Source organism: Fischerella sp. PCC 9605, from assembly GCF_000517105.1.
In the GTDB taxonomy this organism is placed as follows: Bacteria; Cyanobacteriota; Cyanobacteriia; order Cyanobacteriales; family Nostocaceae; genus PCC9605.
Genome location: NZ_KI912151.1, coordinates 193237 through 214491, shown reverse-complemented (window position 1 = coordinate 214491; position 21255 = coordinate 193237). Strand labels below are relative to the sequence as shown.

13 protein-coding genes and 1 pseudogene are annotated in these 21255 nt (G+C 43.5%); 5 read left to right on the top strand and 9 right to left on the bottom strand.

Going from position 1 to position 21255, the window contains the following annotated elements:
- Nucleotides 1-166: 166 nt before the first annotated feature.
- Nucleotides 167-1000, bottom strand: coding sequence for an SWIM zinc finger family protein (locus tag FIS9605_RS0125950; protein WP_026735185.1), 834 nt, complete (start codon nucleotides 998-1000; stop codon nucleotides 167-169).
- A gap of 485 nt (nucleotides 1001-1485) precedes the next feature.
- Nucleotides 1486-6204 carry an SNF2-related protein gene (locus FIS9605_RS0125945; RefSeq protein ID WP_026735184.1) on the bottom strand — a complete coding sequence of 1573 codons (4719 nt, stop codon included), beginning with the start codon at nucleotides 6202-6204 and terminating at the stop codon, nucleotides 1486-1488.
- A 156-nt stretch (nucleotides 6205-6360) separates the two neighbouring features.
- Here FIS9605_RS0125945 and FIS9605_RS38220 point away from each other — a divergent pair.
- The 3 genes and pseudogenes from FIS9605_RS38220 to FIS9605_RS0125930 all read left to right on the top strand — a co-directional run bounded on the left by FIS9605_RS38220 (nucleotide 6361) and on the right by FIS9605_RS0125930 (nucleotide 10343).
- Nucleotides 6361-6929, top strand: a pseudogene (locus tag FIS9605_RS38220) (GNAT family N-acetyltransferase).
- 105 nt (nucleotides 6930-7034) lie between these two features.
- The gene (locus FIS9605_RS0125935) at nucleotides 7035-9188 is read left to right on the top strand and encodes a polyribonucleotide nucleotidyltransferase (protein WP_026735183.1); all 2154 of its coding nucleotides are present in this window, start codon (nucleotides 7035-7037) and stop codon (nucleotides 9186-9188) included.
- A gap of 273 nt (nucleotides 9189-9461) precedes the next feature.
- On the top strand, nucleotides 9462-10343 hold the full coding sequence (locus FIS9605_RS0125930; RefSeq protein WP_026735182.1) for an aspartoacylase: 882 nt from the start codon (nucleotides 9462-9464) through the stop codon (nucleotides 10341-10343).
- Between the two features lie 253 nt (nucleotides 10344-10596).
- On the opposite strand, the gene FIS9605_RS43115 is transcribed toward FIS9605_RS0125930, so the two are convergent.
- The 4 genes from FIS9605_RS43115 to psbZ form a co-directional block, all read right to left on the bottom strand.
- The gene (locus FIS9605_RS43115) at nucleotides 10597-10746 is read right to left on the bottom strand and encodes a DUF5615 family PIN-like protein (RefSeq protein WP_155960544.1); all 150 of its coding nucleotides are present in this window, start codon (nucleotides 10744-10746) and stop codon (nucleotides 10597-10599) included.
- A complete protein-coding gene (locus FIS9605_RS0125920) occupies nucleotides 10730-10972 on the bottom strand; it encodes a DUF433 domain-containing protein (RefSeq protein ID WP_026735181.1) in 243 nt (80 codons plus the stop codon). Before FIS9605_RS0125920 ends, FIS9605_RS43115 begins: the two co-directional genes overlap by 17 nt.
- Before the next feature lie 88 nt (nucleotides 10973-11060).
- The gene (gene ribH, locus FIS9605_RS0125915) at nucleotides 11061-11639 is read right to left on the bottom strand and encodes a 6,7-dimethyl-8-ribityllumazine synthase (protein WP_026735180.1); all 579 of its coding nucleotides are present in this window, start codon (nucleotides 11637-11639) and stop codon (nucleotides 11061-11063) included.
- A gap of 246 nt (nucleotides 11640-11885) precedes the next feature.
- The gene (gene psbZ, locus FIS9605_RS0125905; protein WP_026735178.1) at nucleotides 11886-12074 is read right to left on the bottom strand and encodes a photosystem II reaction center protein PsbZ; all 189 of its coding nucleotides are present in this window, start codon (nucleotides 12072-12074) and stop codon (nucleotides 11886-11888) included.
- A gap of 666 nt (nucleotides 12075-12740) precedes the next feature.
- Here psbZ and FIS9605_RS0125900 point away from each other — a divergent pair.
- Nucleotides 12741-15506, top strand: a complete 2766-nt coding sequence (locus FIS9605_RS0125900; protein ID WP_026735177.1) for a CBS domain-containing protein — start codon at nucleotides 12741-12743, stop codon at nucleotides 15504-15506.
- 80 nt (nucleotides 15507-15586) lie between these two features.
- Here FIS9605_RS0125900 and FIS9605_RS0125895 read toward each other — a convergent pair whose 3' ends face one another.
- Nucleotides 15587-15979: a hypothetical protein gene (locus tag FIS9605_RS0125895; protein WP_026735176.1), complete on the bottom strand. Its 393-nt coding sequence runs from the start codon at nucleotides 15977-15979 to the stop codon at nucleotides 15587-15589.
- A gap of 360 nt (nucleotides 15980-16339) precedes the next feature.
- On the opposite strand from FIS9605_RS0125895, the gene FIS9605_RS0125890 reads away from it, so the two are divergent.
- Nucleotides 16340-16765 (top strand): hypothetical protein, encoded by a 426-nt coding sequence (locus FIS9605_RS0125890; protein WP_026735175.1) that lies wholly within the window; start codon nucleotides 16340-16342, stop codon nucleotides 16763-16765.
- Between the two features lie 66 nt (nucleotides 16766-16831).
- Here the strand turns inward: FIS9605_RS0125890 and metK are convergent, their stop codons facing one another.
- Together metK and FIS9605_RS0125880 are read right to left on the bottom strand one after the other, a co-directional pair.
- Nucleotides 16832-18016 (bottom strand): methionine adenosyltransferase, encoded by a 1185-nt coding sequence (gene metK / locus FIS9605_RS0125885; RefSeq protein ID WP_026735174.1) that lies wholly within the window; start codon nucleotides 18014-18016, stop codon nucleotides 16832-16834.
- Between the two features lie 212 nt (nucleotides 18017-18228).
- Nucleotides 18229-21234, bottom strand: coding sequence for a cation-translocating P-type ATPase (locus tag FIS9605_RS0125880; RefSeq protein WP_026735173.1), 3006 nt, complete (start codon nucleotides 21232-21234; stop codon nucleotides 18229-18231).
- Nucleotides 21235-21255 lie beyond the last annotated feature (21 nt).

Sequence of the window (21255 nt, the reverse complement as noted above, 5' to 3'; positions counted from 1 at the left end):
ACATGTAACAAATATAACTCATAATTCCGAACAAGCCTGGGGTGGTAAAAGTTGGGAAGGGGTAAGCCTTCGTCGGGGTAAAGGGAAAAGGTTAAGGGGCAAAGGGATTTTATTAATCCTTTCACCTTTACCCTTTCCCCTTTACCCTTTAACCTAGCCGCAGGCTTTACCCTCCTACGTTCATCGCCGCTAAAAAAGCCTTTTGACTCACATCTTTGTAAACCGTATCCAAATACTTCATTACCACATCAGCAGCAGTTAAGCTTGCTAGATTTTCTTCTTCTTTGGCGAGAGGAATTGACCCCAAAACATCTAAAACTGTCTCACTAGTTGATGGTGCAATCACCACTAAGGAAGACTCCAGCGGCTCATTATATTGCCAGAAAGAATCTATGTTTAAAGAATATTGTTTCTGAGAAGATGGCTCTTGAACTTCTGGTGTTGTAGTTTCATTGATTTCAACATTAGCACTACGTAATTGCCGCAAATTGCTAATAATTTGCTCTTTGGTACGTCCTCGTAATTGAAATAGTACAAAAGGGTCTTCACTGAAGCGATCGCCTAACTGATAATAAACTGCTGCAATATGTTTGCAAGGATTAGCTTTATCAGGGCAAGAACATCTGCTGTGAACATCAGATAGGGTAAAAGGAAACAGTGAAAGACCACTGGCAGTGAAAACTTCTTCTATATTTTGCGGCATTTCTCCTGCTAACAGCTTGGCAGCGAAAATTGCTTTTTTGGACATTGTTTCCACTACATAACCCCATTCTTCATCACTAAATGAATCTAGGGAAAGGGAAACTTTATAGGGTTCTGATTCACTACCTTGGACTCTTGCTAATACCTTTGCACCTTGAAACTCAATGCTGAGAACATTACCTTGACGCGCATAGTTTCTACCGCGTTCCAAACGTTTTTTAAAACGGTAAGAATCTAATAATTCTAACCAACGTTGTGACCACCATTCTCGACTGGCTTGAAGGGTGTAATTTGTCATAATTTTCCTCTCTAATTTTTAAGTATTGCATAGAACCTCACCCCCCAACCCCCTCTCTGCTTGCGGAGAGGGGGAGAATTTAATTCCCCTCCCCGTGTACGGGGAGAGGGTGGTTTCATACGACCCAATAAAAATTTGAATCCCTACCAACTTCTTAAACTCTTTGTGTTCTACCCTGCACCGAAGCCCTCCGGGTACTCTACCTTGAAGCCCTTCGGGTACTCTGCGAGAAGCCGCGCTGCGCGCGTCTACATGGGGGAAACCCCCTTTGGAGCGCGCTGCTCACCGCCCTGCCGGGCGTCTACGCCAGTCCCCCATCTCGGCAAAAGCCAAGACGGGGGCTGGTCTCACCGCTTGCGCGTCTATGTGTCCTTTGTGGTTCGTTAACATAAATATCTCTGGGTGGGAAGGGACTAATTAATTTTTCTGGTGTTTGTACGAAACACCCTGCTTCCCCGTGTCCGGGAAGGGGTCAGGGTTGGGGTTCACTCTGCATCTTCTTCTTCAATTACTGCACTACGATCTAGTAGTAGTAAGTTGCGGAGTTGGTTTGTATCCAGTTCAGTGAGCCATTCTTCACCCGCACCGACAACTTGCTCAGCTAGTTGTTTCTTACTTTCAATCATGTCATGAATTTTCTCTTCTAGAGTGCCAGTACAAACAAATTTATGTACTTGCACATTGCGGGTTTGACCAATACGAAATACTCGGTCTGTGGCTTGGTTTTCTACTGCTGGGTTCCACCAACGGTCGAAGTGAAAGACGTGATTTGCGCGTGTTAAATTCAGTCCCACACCTCCAGCTTTCAAGGACAAAATCATAATTGGCGGGCCTTGGGGATCGTGTTGGAAACGGTCTATCATCTCTTCGCGTTGTTTTTTGCTAGTACTGCCGTATAAAAACAATATTTCTCGTTCTAGCTGTTGTTCTAAATAGGGTTTCAGCAGTTTACCCCACTCAGCAAATTGGGTGAAAATTAAAGCGCGATCGCCCTCTGATAACATCTCTTCCAACATTTCCTGCAACCGCAATAGTTTTCCAGATAGACGCGATTCTAAAAGAGTAGCTTTTTTCAAATATTGGGCTGGGTGATTGCAGATTTGTTTTAGCTTCACAAGTAAAGCCAAAACCATTCCCCGACGCTGCATTCCCTCCGCTGTTTCAATTTCAGCCAGTGACTCTTCTACTACTTTTTGATACAGTTCTGCTTGTTCAGGACTAAGACCGCAAAAGACGTTCATTTCCTGCTTTTCTGGCAAGTCTTGAATAATTTCGCGGTCAGTTTTTAAGCGACGCAAGATAAATGGTTGAACCAAAGAACGCAATTGACCTAATGAAGCAGCATCACCGTACTTCTCTATCGGCATGGCAAATCTTCGCTGAAAGAATTGCTTATTTCCTAAATACCCTGGATTGAGAAAATCTAAAATAGACCAGAGTTCTTGCAGCCTATTTTCTACTGGTGTTCCGGTTAGGGCAATGCGATATGTTGATTCTAACTGCCGCACCGCTTGGGACTGCTTCGCCTCTGCATTTTTAATATTTTGCGCTTCATCCAAAACAATTCCTTGCCAAGAAACCCCCTGCAATGACTTTAAATCTCTATGAATCAGCGCATAACTAGTGATGACTAAATCATGCTTGTTTGCTACTTCTACAAATGCCTTACCTTTGGGGCGTTTGTCACCGTGGTATTGCAAAACTTTCAGCGTCGGCCCAAATTTTTTGACTTCCCGTTCCCAGTTTCCTAAAACTGAAGTTGGGCAAACTAAAAGTGTTGGTTTTTCTAATGCATCCTGTTCTTTCAGATGTAATAAGAAGGCAATGAATTGAATAGTGTTATGACAGATAATGTTGTTAGCAACAAAATTGTGATGTTGGCTAACTTCAAAGTCGTACACCCATCCCTCATAATCGACATCTTCAATGTTTTCTATCTTGCAGTAAAATACCTCTTGGTCGAGAAGATATTGTAAGAATTGCTTTGTTAAGGTCAATTGCTGTATGTCTAGGCGATCGTAAGCTTCAAGGGTTTGAGTTGTCCATTTAGAAGGTTTTAGTAGTTGGTACTGCTGCTGTGCTTCACCGCTAATTATGCGGTTCATACCAACTATTACTCGTTCTAAGCTATGCCTGGAAAATTGTTGTGAGCCATTAATGTAAACAGTATTATGCATCCCGAAATGGCGCAAAGGTAGCCCTGCGATCGCAACTGATTGGGCAACGACATCAGAAGCAGGTATTCCCTCAACGTTAGTATTACTTACAAGTTGACAAATTTCTTCTAATTTCCGCTGCTTTTCTAAATTGCTAAACCCAATTTGGCGCAAAAATCTGCGAGCAGAATTTCCTCCAATCACACCGATATAGTAAGTGCGTAAAGTATGAGTTCCGTTAGTGGCACATTTTTGTTTCGGCGAGATTCGCAACCAAATGCCAAAGCGTCGCAGAAGTACGGAAAATTGCTGGATTAGTAGCGGTGAAGCTGTGGTAATTTCTATACTCCGCATACTTATAACAACAGCAGACTCGGCATCGAAATAGTTTTGTAAAAATGTACGCACAGTTTCCAAGTCTGCCTGCATGATGAAAGACGGAATAGACTTTTCTGCTGACAGTTTGCCCCAAACATAACCTTTCGCTTCTAAGAAGCGTCGATATGCTTGGCTGTTTACTCTCAGAAATGGAACTTTACCAGGAAAAAATTGGATGCTTGGACTGTTAATTTTGATGCCATGACGTTGGGAAAGGTGCTGCAAGGTTTGGAGTAGACTCTCTAGCAGTCTGGTGTCTTTTTGGGATATTGTGACACAACCAAGATTAGGTAGTTCATGACCTTCAGCAATTTGCCAAGCCAGAAACTTAGCTAAATCTGAGTCTTCTGGTTTTCCTTCCCAAAGCATTTTGGCAGGTACACAAACGTAATCGCCCATCTTGAGGTCATTTGTCCAACCTTTATTTGTCAGCAGCTTATGACGATGGGTAATGGTAACGCTGCTGCCATCTTGCAGGGTAACTTTTCGCAAATTTTCACGAACTTGTTGCCGATACAGTCGCCGGATAGGGACCTGCACCATTTTGCCAGTTTTCTCATCTATAGAATTGACCAGTAACTCCTGAGTCGGTTCAGCCCAAAATCCTTCACCGTCAAAATATGTTTCTCCAGCAGCATAGTTTCGCCAAATTTCTTCTGCTGTACTTAGTTCTCCATTGATGTATATTTGTGTATCTTTCGACACGCATTTTCCTAATCCCATATCGTCTGCAAGGCACGCACCCAAGCCCCAACGTTCAAGGAAGGTCAACCAAGCTACGCCACGCTGTTGATATGGTCGCAATTCTCCTCGGAAACTGGCGGGTGTGGGTAGGGGTTCGATTGCTTTGTTATTCGTCAGGTTAGTAATTAACTCTTGCAATGCCCCTGACGCTTCAAAACTGACCACTGGCAATTTTTCAATCGTCTGAGTGTCCCCCGTACCCAGGCGTAAAGCATCTTCCAAAGAAAGGGCCATTTGGTCTTTGCGAGAAGCAAAAAAAGCTTGTGCTGTTTTGATGTCTTGGGGTCGCAATTCCACCCACTCACCGTTAATTTCGACAAGTGGACTATTCAGGGCTACTAATTTGTCAAACTCTTGTTTGGAAAGAGTTTGTCCACCAATTGCCAATTGCCACTGAAAATTCAACAAACTTTGCAAACCCAAGCGTCCTTGCTTTTTGTTCGGTGTTTGGGCATTGATTTTCAAACCTAAACGGTTCGCCCATCCTTCACGGTTCGCCAAACTGGGAGGCAAAACTACACCCAAACCATTATCCTCAAACCGCCACTTCACCGACTTGATAAACTCATAAGCTTGCATGGGGTTAAGGCGACAAGATTGAGGGTATGAGGTTTCCAAGCTGGGTGCAATGACTGGATATAACCGCGAAGCTAAACCTAAACCACCTAAAAACGTCTCTTGCGGCTGTTTGATTGTGCGTTCTCGATAAACTAAGCTTTCGACTGGATGCTGCCAAATTATTTCTGCATCCACTAAAAATTCTGGATCGTCTGGTGCTTGGAGGAAATAGGCTAAAGTCCAATCAGTTTCTCCTGACTCCGGCGGATGTAGAACAAAACAGGTACGAAACAGGTTTTTCCCTGCCAGTTGGTATTGCAGGGGCATTGTCCAAGCTTTTAATGCCGCTTCCAATCGTTCCAAACCAATTGGTTCGGCGTTGACTGCACCTGATGCAGCGGTTAAAGAATATAACCATTGCCGCACCGCCGATGGTAAAGATGCCATTAGTCTTGTTTCTAGAATCGCTTGGGAACCAACCATCGCCCTAACTTGGGCGTCGATAGTATGGTTGAGAAATCCCAGCAGAAATTCTTGCGGTTCCGGTGGCAAGTCTATTGAGATGGGGTGTAGACGCCCTCCGGGCGGCTTCCCGTAGGGTTGGGGTGATGGGACGATGGGGTGATTTTTCTCCCCATCTCCCAACCTCCCAATCTCCCCACCTGCTTGATACGTCCGACACCCCAAGGGCATCAGTTGCGAAAATTTTTCTAGGCGCGTGCCGTCCAAAGCACTGTCTAGAAGTGCTTGCCATTTGGCGAAGCTTGAACCATCTGTTTGCCTTTCAAGAGTAGGTAAAAATTTACACCGTGAAATTAAGTCCAAACTCCAACGAGCAATTTGCGACCAAAATCGTAAATCTCCTCCGATAAAACCATCTTCGCCATTGGCAGCACTCAAAGGTAGAGAAGTAAGAAATTTTACTGTTTCCTTGGGAGTGAGACAAAAACCCTCGACTCGCCACGGATATAAGTATTGTGAAAATGGTTTTTCTGAACCTAATATTGCCGAATGTACGGGAGAAATTGACGCTGTTCCCTCTTGTTCGCTGACTGAAAAATAAGTGGGTAAAGCAATAATTTGTGAGTGCGTTGGCAAACTGGCATCAGCAGCATTTGCAGCTTTGCGCGATCGCCCTTTTTGTATAGACGTTACCTGCAACGTCTGCTGTATCGATTCGGGAATTGTCAGATTATGAGAATGCAGCCACTCGCTTAATTCAGTCGGTGCGATCGCATAAGGGTGAAGTGGCACTTCTGTCAATGCACTTGGATCAATGTTCGCCCCAAGAGTTCGCCAAGTCTCTCCCCAAATAAAGAAACAGCTACCCTGATTTCCTAGTAACCAACTACCGTGTAAAATTGCCATTTGCCAATTACTCAGATATTCGCAAAACTAAAGCCTTGAATTTGCTTATTTTCTACTTTTGGTAATTCCTTAATTTCCAAATTTTCAAGAATTATTATTAATAATATTTAAATATAATTACTTACTAGTAAATAATCTTAATAAAGATTAGCAAAAATGCAATTACCCCTTTATAAAATCTTAAAAAATGGCATAAAAGTAGAATTAGATTATATGCATAAAAAAGAACAGGAGGAAGTGAGGGAATTACTAAATATGACGATCGCAGAAGGTAACACTTATCCCCAAAAGCAACCCCTCTCTCCATCAGAATTTGCAGCTTACTGGTTGAATCACCAAGTTTTTGTGGTCAGGAGTTTTGGTGAGTCTACCACACAAGCACCAAACGAAATATTGGGAGCGTTTTGGTTTTGTAGAGACGCAAAATTTTGCGTCTCTACATTATTCCAGATCGGTGTAGCCATATATGCAATGCTGGTTTTATTGTACAACCGCAAAAGCGAGGTCTGGGGATTGGAAGGTTCATGGGAGAGGCAATGCTTTTAATTGCTGCTAGTCTGGGCTACGAGGCGGTGATGTTTAATTTGGTGTTTAGTACTAATATAGCTTCTATACGACTGTGGCAATCATTGGGCTTTCAGACAATTGGGCGGATTCCGGGTGCAGTGAAACTAGATACACAACAAGTGATAGACGCGTTGATGATGTATCGACAACTACGATAAACAACTTGTTTATCATTGTGATATGTTACTCAAGCCAGCATTAGTTCATAAATGTTAGGATTGCCACAGAGAGAGAAAAGCGTGCATAGAAGGAAAAAAAACTGAATGGGAGAATTTGAGAAGTCAATATCCTTTGACGGACGGGATATTCGACTGAAGGTGGGTCTACTAGCACCCCAGGCTGGTGGATCGGTGTTGATACAATCTGGGGATACGGCGGTTCTAGTCACAGCTACGCGATCGGCAGCCAGAGAAGGCGTCGATTTTCTGCCCCTCACCGTAGATTACGAAGAAAGACTGTACGCAGCAGGTAGGATTCCTGGAGGATTATTACGACGGGAAGGCCGTCCGCCAGAAAGAGCAATTCTGACTAGTCGTCTTATTGACCGTCCTTTGCGTCCTTTGTTCCCGTCTTGGTTGCGGGATGACCTGCAAGTTGTGGCACTAACTCTTTCTATGGATGAGTTAGTACCACCAGATGTATTGGCAGTTACTGGTGCTTCTATTGCCACTCTCCTTGCGAAGATTCCGTTCAATGGACCAATGGCAGCAGTGCGAGTTGGTTTAGTGGGTGATGATTTTATTATTAACCCCACTTACGCGGAAATTGAAGCCGGAGACCTAGATTTGGTGGTAGCAGGTTCACCGGATGGTGTGATTATGGTGGAGGCAGGAGCCAATCAACTGCCCGAACGAGATATTATTGAAGCGATTGAATTTGGCTATGAAGCTGTGCAGGATTTAATCAAAGCGCAGCAAGATTTAATAGCAGAACTGGGCTTAGAAATTGTCCACGAACCACCACCAGAGGTGGACTCGTCGCTGGATAACTTTATCAGCGATCGCGCTACCGATGAAATTAAGAAAATCCTGTCGCAATTTGATTTCGATAAAAATCAGCGCGATACTGCTTTAGATGCAGTCAAAGAAACAATTGTCGCCGCGATCGCCGAACTGCCAGAAGAAGACCCAATTCGAGTTGCCACCACTGCCGATCGCAAAGCACTTGACAATACTTTCAAAGAAATTACTAAGAAGTTAATGCGCCGTCAAATCATCGAAGATGACGTACGAGTTGATGGCCGCAAACTAGATGAAGTCCGCCCTGTTTCTTGTCTAGTTAATTTATTGCCCAAGCGCGTTCACGGTAGCGGTTTATTTAACCGAGGCCTAACCCAGGTGCTATCAGCTTGTACTCTCGGCACACCGGGAGATGTGCAAACCTTAAATGATGATTTGCAACAAGACCAACAAAAGCGCTACATGCACCATTATAACTTCCCGCCATTCTCAGTTGGGGAAACCAAACCCCTGCGGGCACCAGGACGCCGGGAAATCGGTCACGGAGCGCTGGCGGAAAGAGCGATATTACCTGTGCTACCACCAAAAGAGGAATTCCCTTACGTAATTCGGATTGTATCGGAAGTACTTTCTTCCAATGGTTCCACCTCGATGGGTTCAGTGTGTGGTTCTACACTAGCTTTGATGGATGCTGGTGTACCCATTGCCAAACCAGTCAGCGGTGCAGCTATGGGTCTGATTAAAGAAGGCGACCAAGTACGAGTTCTGACAGACATTCAGGGCATCGAAGACTTTTTGGGTGACATGGACTTTAAGGTTGCAGGGACAGATACGGGAATTACTGCCTTGCAAATGGATATGAAAATCAGCGGTTTGTCCTTAGATATCATCTCCCAAGCAGTCCACCAAGCTAGAGCAGCACGTTTGCATATTCTGGAGAAAATGCTCCAGACTATTGACCAACCGCGTACAGAGATGTCAGCCTATGCCCCACGTCTTTTAAGCATCAGGATTGACCCAGACATGATTGGTCTGGTGATTGGGCCTGGAGGTAAGACCATCAAGGGTATTACTGAAGAGACTGGTGCTAAAATTGACATAGATGATGACGGCACGGTAACGATTTCTGCTGTGGATGAAAATAAAGCTAAGAAAGCTAAAAATATCATCCAAGGCATGACGCGCAAGCTCAATGAAGGTGATGTCTACGTAGGTCGCGTGACCAGAATTATACCGATTGGTGCATTCGTAGAGTTTTTGCCAGGCAAAGAAGGCATGATCCATATTTCTCAATTAGCTGACTATCGTGTCGGCAAAGTTGAGGATGAAGTCACTGTCGGTGATGAAGTAATTGTGAAAGTGCGTGAAATTGATAACAAGGGTCGGATTAATCTGACACGCTTGGGTATTCACCCAGATCAGGCAGCTGCGGCGCGAGAAGCAGCGGTAAATCGATAAATCAATAGATTGATCAATTAATTATGGATTGAGAATGAGTCTCAAATCCATAATTTTGACAGCGATCGCTCCTCCATCATGCGATCGCTTTGTCGTTATTTGTTGGTTGTTAGTGGTTGGTGGTTGGTGGTTGGTGGTTAGTGGTTGGTAGTTAGTGGTTGTAGGGGCAAGAGATAATTGTCTTTCCAGCCTACTAAAATGATGGCTAAACCCACCCTTACAGTAGTTAGTAGTTCCAAACAACAAACAGCACACAACAAACAACAAAAATATATGAATCAAATTAACAGGGTTGCAATTATTGGTGGAACCCACGGGAATGAGTTTACAGGAGCATATCTGATTAAAAAGTTTGAGCAATTTCCCGACTTAATTAAACGACCCAGTTTTGAAACACTGACATTGTTGGGTAATCCTAAAGCTTTTGCAGAATGCAAGCGTTACATCGACAAAGACTTAAATCGCTGCTTCTTGAGTGAAGACTTGGAAAATCCGACACTCTCCAGCTATGAAGATACACGAGCAAAGGATATCAATAAAATACTCGGGTCTAAAGGTAAATCGCAGGTGGATGTAATTGTAGACTTTCACAGCACAACTGCAAACATGGGATTGACTATCATTCTGACCAACCAGCATCCTTTTCTCCTGCAATTAGCAGCTTACCTGAGTTCAATAAATCCTTTGGTAAAAGTTATCACCACACAACCCAATCAAGAAAGTTCTTTCCTCATTTCTCTGTGTGAATTTGGTTTTGCTATCGAAGTAGGGCCAGTAGCTCAGGGTGTCTTAAATGCAGAATTATTTCAGAAAACAGAAGAATTTATTTATGCCGTTTTGGACTATTTAGAAAAGTGCAACCAAGCCACTATCGCCCAAACAAATAAAACGCTCACACTCTATCAATCTGCGGGTGCAATTGATTACCCCAAAAACGAGCATGGAGAGATTCAAGCAATGATTCACCCAAAACTTCAATTTAGAGATTATGAACCTCTCAATCCTGGCGATCCGATGTTCTTAAGCTTTGATGGCAGAACTATTAGTTATGAAGGAAAATCAACAGTTTATCCAGTCTTTATCAACGAAGCAGCTTATTACGAGAAAGGTATTGCGATATGTTTAACCCAGAAGCAACAGTTTACTGTTATTTAACACTAATCACCTTCTAATATCAAGCTCATTCGGATAATCAGGGTAGGAGAGATACTGAGCTAGAAAAGTCGGGAGGAACCATTCACGGCACAACTCTTCGTACATATTGTTAAGGTTTTTGAGACGATGCCAAGTAAAAGCAATTTTGCTTTTGAAGAGGAAGCAAGTGAAATCGGTTAGATCAAATCCCATCTTCGCAACCTTGGCTTGATGAAAGTCACTGATTTCTATTTTGCCTGTACTGAGAGTCTTATCAATGCTCCTCTTCCCGTGCCCTCTGAAGGATGTCTATATCATCTACTGCTGATAAACCAATCTCAGCCACATGGATTGTATCGACACCAACTTCACGCAATAAATTTACCGCAGAACGTGGTAGTCCCTGATCAAGCAGCAGTTTCATTGTTTGGGGATAGTTCTATGATGCGATCGTCCAAGTAGGAAGAAGCAAAGATTAAGGCTTGCCGAATGTCTTCCTCTTCTAGTTCTGGGAACTCTTGGCACAGTTCTTCTCGATTGGGGTAAGTCGCGAGTAACTCAATCACTCGACGAACAGTAAGACGAAGATTACGAATGCAGGGTTGTCCATTCATCCGATTGGGATTGCTGGTGATACGGTCTAATTTCATGAGAGTAACCCTAGCTCTTTACGAATTATACAAGCAGAGACGCGATATATCGCGTCTCTTTTGTTACCTTTCCTTGGTTAACTGCCGATCAACCTAGTTCTTCCCCAGACGCCGAAAGTTCGCCTAGACTAGCACTTTTGAGCGAACCTGGTAAAGATTGGGAATGACCAGAATATGGCTGAGCTAGGTTAGAACGTAATTTTCGCATCAGGCTACCCATTTCCAATGCTGACATGGCGTAGTCCCAACCATGATTGCTTTTAATACCAGCCCGTTCCAAGGCTTGCTGCATGGTGTCGGTTGTCAAAATGCCAAAAATCACCGGTACGCCAGTTTGAAAAGAAGCAGCGGCAATACCTTTTGCTACCTCAGATGAAACATAATCAAAATGAGGTGTTTGCCCCTTGATGACGGCACCCATACAAATTATGGCATCGTAGCGACCCGAAAGCGCAAGTTGGCGAGCTACCACTGGAACTTCAAAACTTCCCGGCACCCAAACATAGTCTACTTGAGAGCCGTGAGGATCGACATCGACGCCGTGGCGTTTCAAGCAATCTTGACACCCTTCCAGCAGTTTCGTGGTAACTAGGTCATTGAATCGACCAATTACCAATGCAAACCGCAAAGGCTCTGTCTGCGTAAAAGTTCCCTCGAAAACTGCCATGACCGCCTCTAAATCAACTATACTCTTGCAAATATATACATTCTTCTCTAAAGGCAACAGGAGCAGCGGAAATAAGAAGATGGGGAGATGGGGAGATAGGGAGATGGGGAGACAAAGAATTCAAAATGAATTTTCTTTTGAATTTATTTGTCCCCGTGTCTCCGTGTCTCCGTTTCCCCGTTTCCTCTTGTGGCTCCTCTGCCCCTTTTTTTATGCTATTAACTTTTTTGATGTCGCGGCAGTTGGTTAGACTACGAAAAAGCTTAAGGCTGCCACTAAAAGCACCAAGGCAATCCAGGCTCCAGAGCCAAGCCACAGCAATCTTTTAGATTCATTCCAGTTTTGGGGAGTGGCATAGGCAACAGGAACGCCAATTACCATCGCAAACGACACAAGAACCAGAGCTAACAAAGCAATTTGGAATATAATAGTCATTTTCCCTTATCCCAAGACAGCGAAGATAGTGACATCATCCTACACCGACTGAAAGCATCACGGTGTAGAATTCTCAGCGACTCCCGGTATTCCGTCGGACATTAACTGAGCTTTATTAACGATACGGGATGCCCCTCCGCACCGAAAAATATAAAAAGTTTAGTTTTTGAGTGGAGTGGTGATTAGCTTAAACCACTTTGTAGATCATAAACAAACATTGACAAAAGCTCAACTGCCCTTCATGCCCAGAACCTATGGTTCGGATTGGTTAAACAGCGTTTAGTTTTTGTGCTGCTATTCATCTCAACACCAACTCTACGCTTTAGGTTCCCTACAGGGTAAGCTGATGTGCATTTAAGTTGCATAGTCAGGGCGGGCGAGACGCCCACCCCACAAGAGTTTGATTTTTTTGAGAATGCAAATTAAATGCCTTTTAGCTTATGAATATACGATGTGGGCTGATGTCGGATAGAGCTAAAGATAGAATATTTACAGAGCAAAACCGACTATTTTCTTTAATTGGTTAAGCTGGCGGAAACTGCAACACTTTAGTTATTAGTCCTTCGTCATCTGTCCTTTGTCATTAGTTATTTGTGCTTTTTGAATAGCTTTTGACCAATGACCAATGACCAATGACCAATGACTAATGACCAATGACTAATGACTATGGACTTAATTCTGTGCCACACAACAGCTGATTTTGACGCACTGGGGGCGGCGGTAGGACTAACGCGGTTGCTCCCAGGTAGCAAGATTGTGTTAACTGGCGGTGCTCATCCACCTGTACGGGAGTTTTTGGCGTTGCATCGGGATGAGTACGCGCTAATAGAAAGGCGTTCGGTCAATCCGAAAAAAATTCGCTCTCTGACTGTGGTGGATACGCAATACCGCGATCGCCTGGGTAAAGCTGCTGAATGGTTAGATTTACCCCACATTAAAGAAATCATCGTTTACGATCACCACCTCGAACAACATGGCGATATCCCTGCAACTAAATTCCATATTTCCGACGTAGGAGCCACCACAACTCTAATTGTCGAGGAACTACAAAAACGGCAAATTTCCCTTTCTGTCGCGGAAGCAACGGCAATGGCTTTGGGTATCCACGTTGATACTGGTTCACTCACTTATGACCACGCCACATCACGAGATGCCTTGGCTCTAGCTTGGTTAATGCAGCAAGGTGCTAGTTTATCGGTAGTGGCTGAGTATGTTGAACCCGGTTTATCTCCCCAATTGCAGCAGTTATTATCTGACGCCCTTGACAATCTCCAGTATTTATGCATAAGAGGGTATACCCTGGCTTGGGTAAGGCTGAAAACCAATGCTTTTGTACCGGGGTTATCGAGTCTGGCTTCCGAACTAATGGAGTTGACAGAAATTGATGCTTTACTGCTAGCTAACGAATATCCTTTGGGAGAGAATGATTCGCGCTTAACGGTAATTGGGCGATCGCGAATTCCCGGCGTCAATCTCAACCAAATATTTCAACCGCTAGGCGGCGACGGACATTCCCAAGCCACATCCCTAAACCTGCGGGGAGTAGATTTTCAGCAAATCTTAAACCAGCTGTTAAAAGGGTTAAAAGCTCAAGTTCCTCATCCACCAACGGCACGAGATTTAATGTCATCTCCTGTTCGTACCATCCGCCCAGAAACCACAATAGAACAAGCGCAGCGGATTTTACTACGCTACGGACACTCTGGTTTATCTGTAGTTGATGCCCAAGGTAAGTTGGTGGGTATTATTTCTCGTCGAGACATTGATATTGCCCTGCATCACGGCTTTAGTCATGCACCAGTCAAAGGCTACATGACAATAAATTTAAAGACTATTACCCCTGATACTACTCTGCCAGAAATCGAGTCATTAATGGTGACTTATGATATCGGACGGTTGCCAGTGTTAGAAAATGGGCAGTTAGTAGGAATTGTCACGCGCACCGACGTTTTGCGGGAATTACATCAGCAAAATGATGGGGAACTCGGGGCCCCCACGACCGCTAGGGAGTGGGGATTAGGGGCAATGGGGAGATGGGAAGATGGGGAGAAAGGGAAAGAAGGGGAAGAAAGTGTTGAGATTCCGGCGCTTAGTCAATTGCGCGATCGCCTTGCTCCCAAACTCTGGGAACTACTCACCAAAGCCTCTGCACAAGCCAAACAACGCGGTTGGCATTTGTATTTAGTGGGGGGAGCAGTACGCGACTTACTGCTAGCCAAAGAAGCATCTGGCACTTTGTTAATTCAAGATATAGATTTAGTAGTCGATGGCTTTCACAAAGCTGCTGATGTAGGTGCTGGTGTAGAATTAGCCAAAGCACTCCAGCAACTTTACCCAGCTGCACGCCTAGAAATTCACGGTGCTTTTCAAACTGCTGCTCTACTTTGGCACAAAGACCCAGAATTGGATTCTCTCTGGGTAGATATTGCGACTGCCAGAACTGAATTTTATCCTTACCCAGCAGCTAATCCTGAAGTCGAAGCCAGTTCAATTCGTCAAGATTTGTATCGACGCGACTTTACCATCAATGCCCTCGCACTGCGACTCACACCTCCTCGTGCTGGTAAACTACTTGATTTCTTTGGTGGTTTACTAGATTTGCAAGCTAAGCAAATTCGCGTTTTACACGCCAACAGCTTTATTGAAGACCCCACCCGTATTTATCGCGGCGTCCGCTTTGCCGTGCGCTTTGGCTTCAAAATTGAACAGCAAACAGAAGAGTATATTCGTTATGCCATAAATAGTGGTGTTTACGATCGCACTACTAGAGAAAACAGCAAAGCACCTGCACTACAAACTCGACTGAAAGCAGAATTAAAGCACATTCTCGAAGCGCCTTATTGGAAACCAGCTTTACAGTTACTGGCAGATTTGGGAGCATTACAGTGCATCCATCCTACTCTCAAGCTTGATGAGGAGTTGTGGCGGCAATTACGACTGCTAGAACGCTGTTTGCTCAGATTTGACCCCGAACAATCGCTGATTACTCACTGGCAGATGCGCTTAGAAGCAATCATTGCCCACCTCACACCAGAATATCGAGCCAAGGTGGCAAAAAATCTGCAAATGCAAGAAGATAGCATCGAACGCTTGCAGAACTTTGCCCAGACACAAGCTGAGGTAAAGGAAACTTTACCCACTTGCCAGCGTCCCAGTCAGGTGGTGAAATTACTACGGCGTTACGATTTACCCACGTTGATTTTAATTGCTCTACACAGTTCGCGAACGATTAGGCGGCAAATATGGCATTACTTGACAGTTTGGGCTAACGTGCAGCCAATTCTCAATGGTAACGATCTGAAGAAACTTGGTTACAAACCGGGGCCGCAGTATCGGCAAATGCTGGATGATTTGCTAGCTGCTACCTTGGATGGAGAGATTAAAGATAGGACTGAGGCTGAGAAATTTTTGACACAGTATTATCCTCAGTAATTTACATTTCAATCCTTGTAAAAATTGCGATGCGCTGCCGCTGAAAAGTTTTTAGCACAACATCATACTTCCTAAGAGAATCAAAACCAACCGCATTCTGTTGTGGTGTATGGCTTATATTCGTTAGGAACTATGTTTTTTTGACCAGCAAACTTCCTACCGTAATAACCGTCATCAAAACCACGACCAAATTCACCACCAGCAGTACGTGGTTTGTAAGCTTTTCCTTTTTTAGCACTCTCACGTCCTTGTCGGTAGCCATCAGCGTAGGCTTGAGGGTGATAGGCGGGATCTTCGTCTACCAGCCATTGAGTAACCGGATAGCAGTAGTTTAATCGAAAAGGATATAGGCGATGATAATAGTAAGGCCGATGATAATGGTAACGCCGATGAGCTTGAGCGGGTTGATTGTTGAGGAGCATTCCAGTAGCAGCAGCTAAAGCTACTAGACTTGCCATCATAATCTTTTTCATAATATTATTCTCCAGAGTTGTTTAACTTCTGGTGCTTTTAAGATATCGTTGAGAATATTTGATTGACATCACCTGTTTGGGTGACTAATCGCCCTATTACTAACAACTTTTCTACATGAAAATTGCTACTAATTTCATTAGTTGAGTAGATAATGTTGGTGAGCGTAAATAAAATAAAGATAAGGTAAGGGGGTAGAAAATAATAACGGTTAAAAATTTTTGAACCACTAAGACACTAAGACACTAAGACACTAAGGCAATGGTCTACTCTAGTTAGGGTAAATAGACTGTATGAGGTTGATGTTTATGCAACCCTCGCGGCTAAATACTACCTCTGCAAGAGTCACAGGAGATGAAACCGTGAGTAGTTTAGGCAAAAAAAGATTAGAAGTAGCTTTAGCGATCGCCACTTGCGCTATTGGTAGTGGTGGTGCCTCAGCTGCGCCAACTCCTGGCGTAGAAGTTCCAAAACAGGTGATTTTAACTGCTTCTGATGTTGCTATGTACACTTCTATATGGAAAATCTATTTTCAAGAAGATTTATCCAGCAAACAAGTGATAGAAATGCTGGCAGAGTTGGGTTTAGTAACAGCAGCAGCAGCAGGAACGGCTTACATTGTTTCCAAAGCAACCACAGCAATATTATGTGAAATCACAGATTGGATTGGGCCAATGGGATGGGGTGTTGCAGCAGCGATCGCAGGTTCTATAACTGGTTTATTTGGGGCAGCTTGGGCAGTCTATTGTGATTATCTTTACTGTCAAAAAGAACTTCAACCTGCTTAAATTTGTCATTAGTCATTGGTAATTACAAATGACTAATGACCAATGACCAATGACTGTTGATAACTTTTAAAACACACCAACTTTATCTGTTTTTTCCCAAGGAAGTTCCAAATCAATCCTACCCACATGACCATAGGTAGCTAGTTTTCTGTAAAAGCCATCTTTATAGATTGAAGGCAGGAATCTCAAATTAAACTGCTTAATTATCCCTGCTAAACGAAAATCAAAATGCTTTGCTAGTAGTTGTGTGATTTCTTCATCAGAAATTTTGCCTGTTCCAAAAGTTTCTACTTGAATACTCACTGGTTTGGAAATACCGATCGTGTAACTTAGCTGCACCTCACATTCATCAGCAATACCCGCTGCTACAAGATTTTTAGCTGCATAACGGGCGGCATAAGCTCCGACTCTATCTATTCTAATTGGGTCTTTGCCACTTAGAGCTGAACCACTATGCTGTGCATATTCTCCATAAGTATCTATGGCATTTTTTCGACCTGTTAACCCAGAGTGAGCAGCGGGGCCACCGCGAATAAATTGTCCATCAGGATTGATAAATATTCTCGTCTGTTCATCTGGTTTAATTTCTTCAGTATCAAAAACAGGTTTAATTACTGTCTCGTAAATATCGTCTCGAAGTTGTTGTAAATCAGGATATTTAGCTTTATTTTGACTGGCAATAACTGTGAGACTATGAATTCTATAAGGGCGGCGATCGCGATATTCAACTCCTACTTGAGTTTTGCCATCGGGAGTAAGATAAGAGAGTATATTTTGGCGTCTTACCTCACTAATTCGTTTTGCTAGTTTGTGAGCTAACCAAATTGGTAGAGGCATCAAAGCAGAAGTTTGATTGCAGGCAAAACCAAATACTGTTGCTTGGTTTTTGACAGGAATTTGCTCTATTTGTTCGTCAGACAGTTCTTTTTCATGAAAAGAATAACTCTCATCAGGAGTCAATTCTGAAAGGCTAGTCAAAATACTACAAGTCTTACCATTAAATTCTGTATGTTCGTAGCCTACCTGGTCAATTACTTTTCTGGCCACGTTGGTAAAATCTACGTTGGCACTAGGTTCAAATCTAGCTGCAATAAAGACAATACCTGTAGCTACAGCACATTCTGTAATTACGCGAGAATAAGGGTCTTGCTGAAGAAATCGGTCTACAATCGCATCACTAATCTGATCGCAAAGTTTATCAGGATGCCCCTCAGTTACTGATTCAGAGGTAAACATGAAGTCTTTTTTCATATGTTTTCACCTTTGGTTAGTATTTACTATTTGAGATCCCCCCAACCCCCCTTTTTAAGGGGGGCTTAGTTTTCCGATTGCTTTAGTGTTTCCAAGTTTAAGATTCCGTTCAAAAGTAGGGCTTTATTCCCTAATTACCTCTATATCCTAAAGTTCAATGTGCCGTTAAAAAGTTATGCTTTGTTCCCCCCTTTTTAAGGGGGGGCTAGGGATCATTTTTTGTCATCATTTGCTGATGGTAGATTCTTTGTGCTTTCATTTATCAACAGGGGTAGCAAAGCACTACCGCCAATGGCAGCACCATCTACAATATCAACTGGCGTAATCTTCAATAGACTCCGCAGTGGTGGAATAGCTATAGCAAGAAGTTGAATAGCAAAAGAACCGACAATGGCAGCATTTAAGTAGGAATTATTCGGCAGTTTTTCTTGACTAAAGATGCTGTGATTTTCAGAACGGCAGCTAAGGGTATGTAGCAGTTGAGCTGATGTTAGGCTCATAAAAGCAATGGTGCTTGCCTGAGGACTAATGCCATATTTGAGGATGCCGTATCCGTAAGCTGCTAAAGTACTGACAGATATTGTTCCTGCCTCAAAGGCAATTCTGCCAAAATCTGAACTCTTAATGATTGGTTCATTTGGGTTGCGGGGAGGCTTACTCAGTACATCTGGTTCAGGTGCTTCCAACGCCAGAGAAAGACCAGGGAAAATGTCTGTCACCAAATTTAGCCAAAGCAGCTGGATTGCGTTCAGGGGTTCGCCTATACCAACTGCGGTAGCGGTTGTCATCACCATGATTTCACTTAGGTTGGTGGCGAGAAGAAAATGCACCGATTTTCTAATGTTGTTGTAGATTGTCCTGCCCCGACTGACAGCAACAATCATGGTTTCCAGCCTGTCATCTTCCAGGACGATATCTGCAACTTCACGCGCTACATCAGTTCCACCTTTGCCCATTGCTACGCCAACTTGAGCAGCCTTGAGTGCGGGCGCATCGTTAATACCATCGCCTGTCATGGCAACAACTTGTCCAGCGGCTTGTAATGCTTGGACGATTTGCAATTTATTGCTAGGACTGATGCGGGCAAAGACATCCACTTTATCACACAGTGCTGTGAGTGCCTCTGGGGTAAGATTGTTGAGGTCAGTGGAGTCTAGAATTTCTAGTTGCGGATCTCTGCTTAATTCTAATTCTTTGGCGATCGCATAGGCAGTAGGACTTTGATCTCCGGTAATCATCACCGTATCAATACCAGCCCCATGAAATTCACTCATTAACTCTTTGACACCTTTGCGAACCGGATCTGCCATACCCACTAGACCAAGCCATGTCAAGTCTTGTTCAGGATTTTGACCGTTGTGAGTCTCGTCCTGATTGGTATAAGCTACACCTAATACTCTCAGTGCTTTCCCTGCCATGCGGTCATTTTCTATTTCGATCGCCTGCCTGTCTTCTTCTGTTAAAGGTATGACTTCCCCGTCTTTGACCCAGAATTTGCATATCTGGGCAACTTCTGCCGGACTGCCTTTAACAGCAACAAATTTATGGTTATTGTCAGTAGCATGAACCGTACTCATGATGTTACGATTCTCTGAGCGCAGGTTAGTTTGCAGCAGCTGATACTTGTCTCTAAGCTGGTTCACATCTACCCCAGCACTGATAGCCATGTGAATCAAAGCATTTTCTGTTGCCGACCCTTTGATGCTATACTCGCCATCTTGCTCTTGGTTAACTTGACTTTCATTACACAGAACCGATACATGAATCAGCTTTAGCAATTCATCGCAAGCGTAGGGATTGATATTCTCGTCATTAGCGATAAATTCACCATCAGACACAGCGATTTGGCGACTGTCTGTATGTACTTCGACAACAGACATCCGGTTCTCTGTAATCGTTCCGGTTTTATCCAAGCAAATGGTTTGCACCGAACCCAAAGCTTCGACAGCACTAAGACTGCGAACAAGGACGTTACGCTTACGCATATCTTGGATACCCAAAGCCAAGGTTGTAGTGGCAATTGTGGGCAACCCTTCCGGAACAGCAGCAACCGCCAGGGATATAGATGATTGAAGCATTTGCAGCAAACCATATCCCCGCAATACCCCAATGCCAAAGACAAGTCCGCAAATTCCCATGCCAATTGCCACTAGTTGGCTACCTACTTCATCGAGTTGTCTGGCTAGAGGAGTTTCGGTTGCTGTTGCTTCGCCAACTAATTGTTGAATCTTGCCCATTTCGGTAAATTTGGCCGTTGCTACCACCACTGCCAAACCTTGACCACCTGTTACCAAAGTTCCTTTGTAGACCATATTTGTACGATCTGCCAAAGGAATATCTTCACCTGTTAGAGGTGTCGTTGATTTAGTTACAGGTATGCTTTCCCCTGTTAACGCAGACTCATCAATACTAAGATTTTCCGCCTCTAGCAGTCGGGCATCTGCTGCTATGTAACCACCTGTTTTCAGAACTAAAATATCGCCAATGACAACATCTTGTGTGGAAATTTCGATTTGCTTGCTATCTCTGATTACCCAAGTCGATGTCTCCTGATGACTGCCGAGGGAGTGAATAATTCTTTCTGACTGGCTTTCTGTTGTATAACCAATCGCCGCATTCAGACCAACAACGCCCAAAATCACTAAGGCATCGATAAGTCCCCCCGTCACTAATGAAACACCGGCAGCAATGCCCAATAAAGCAACTGGCAAAGACTTGAATTGATCAATCAAGATACTTAAATCAGAACGAGTCTTTGCTGTTGCTAGAACATTCGGGCCATATTTCTTTAAATTTTCAGCAGCAGACTCACTAGATAATCCTGATTGTTTTGAGGTATTAAATGAATCTAGAGCTGAATCTGTTTCAATTAGATGCCAGTTTTCTATTCTTTGTGCTTGAGCATTAGCAATGGGTTTTGGTGTCTCTTTTGTTAATGATTTTTCGGTTGCGGATAAAATTTTTACTGGTGATTTTATATCTGAATTTTGATATTCTAAAATACTTTTTTCAATTAATGTTGCTATTTTCTCTGTACTATATTCGCACTCAAAAAAAATCAGAATATTGCTAGTTAATGGATTAGCAGAAACGTAATTGATTCCTGGCTGTTCTGAGAGCGATCGCTCAAGATTTTGTTTGAGATATTCCGATCGATAAAGCTCTTTAATTTTATATCTAGCTCTACCTTTGACCTGATTATGAATTACTCTAATCACAAAAATACCTGCCCCTGTCTG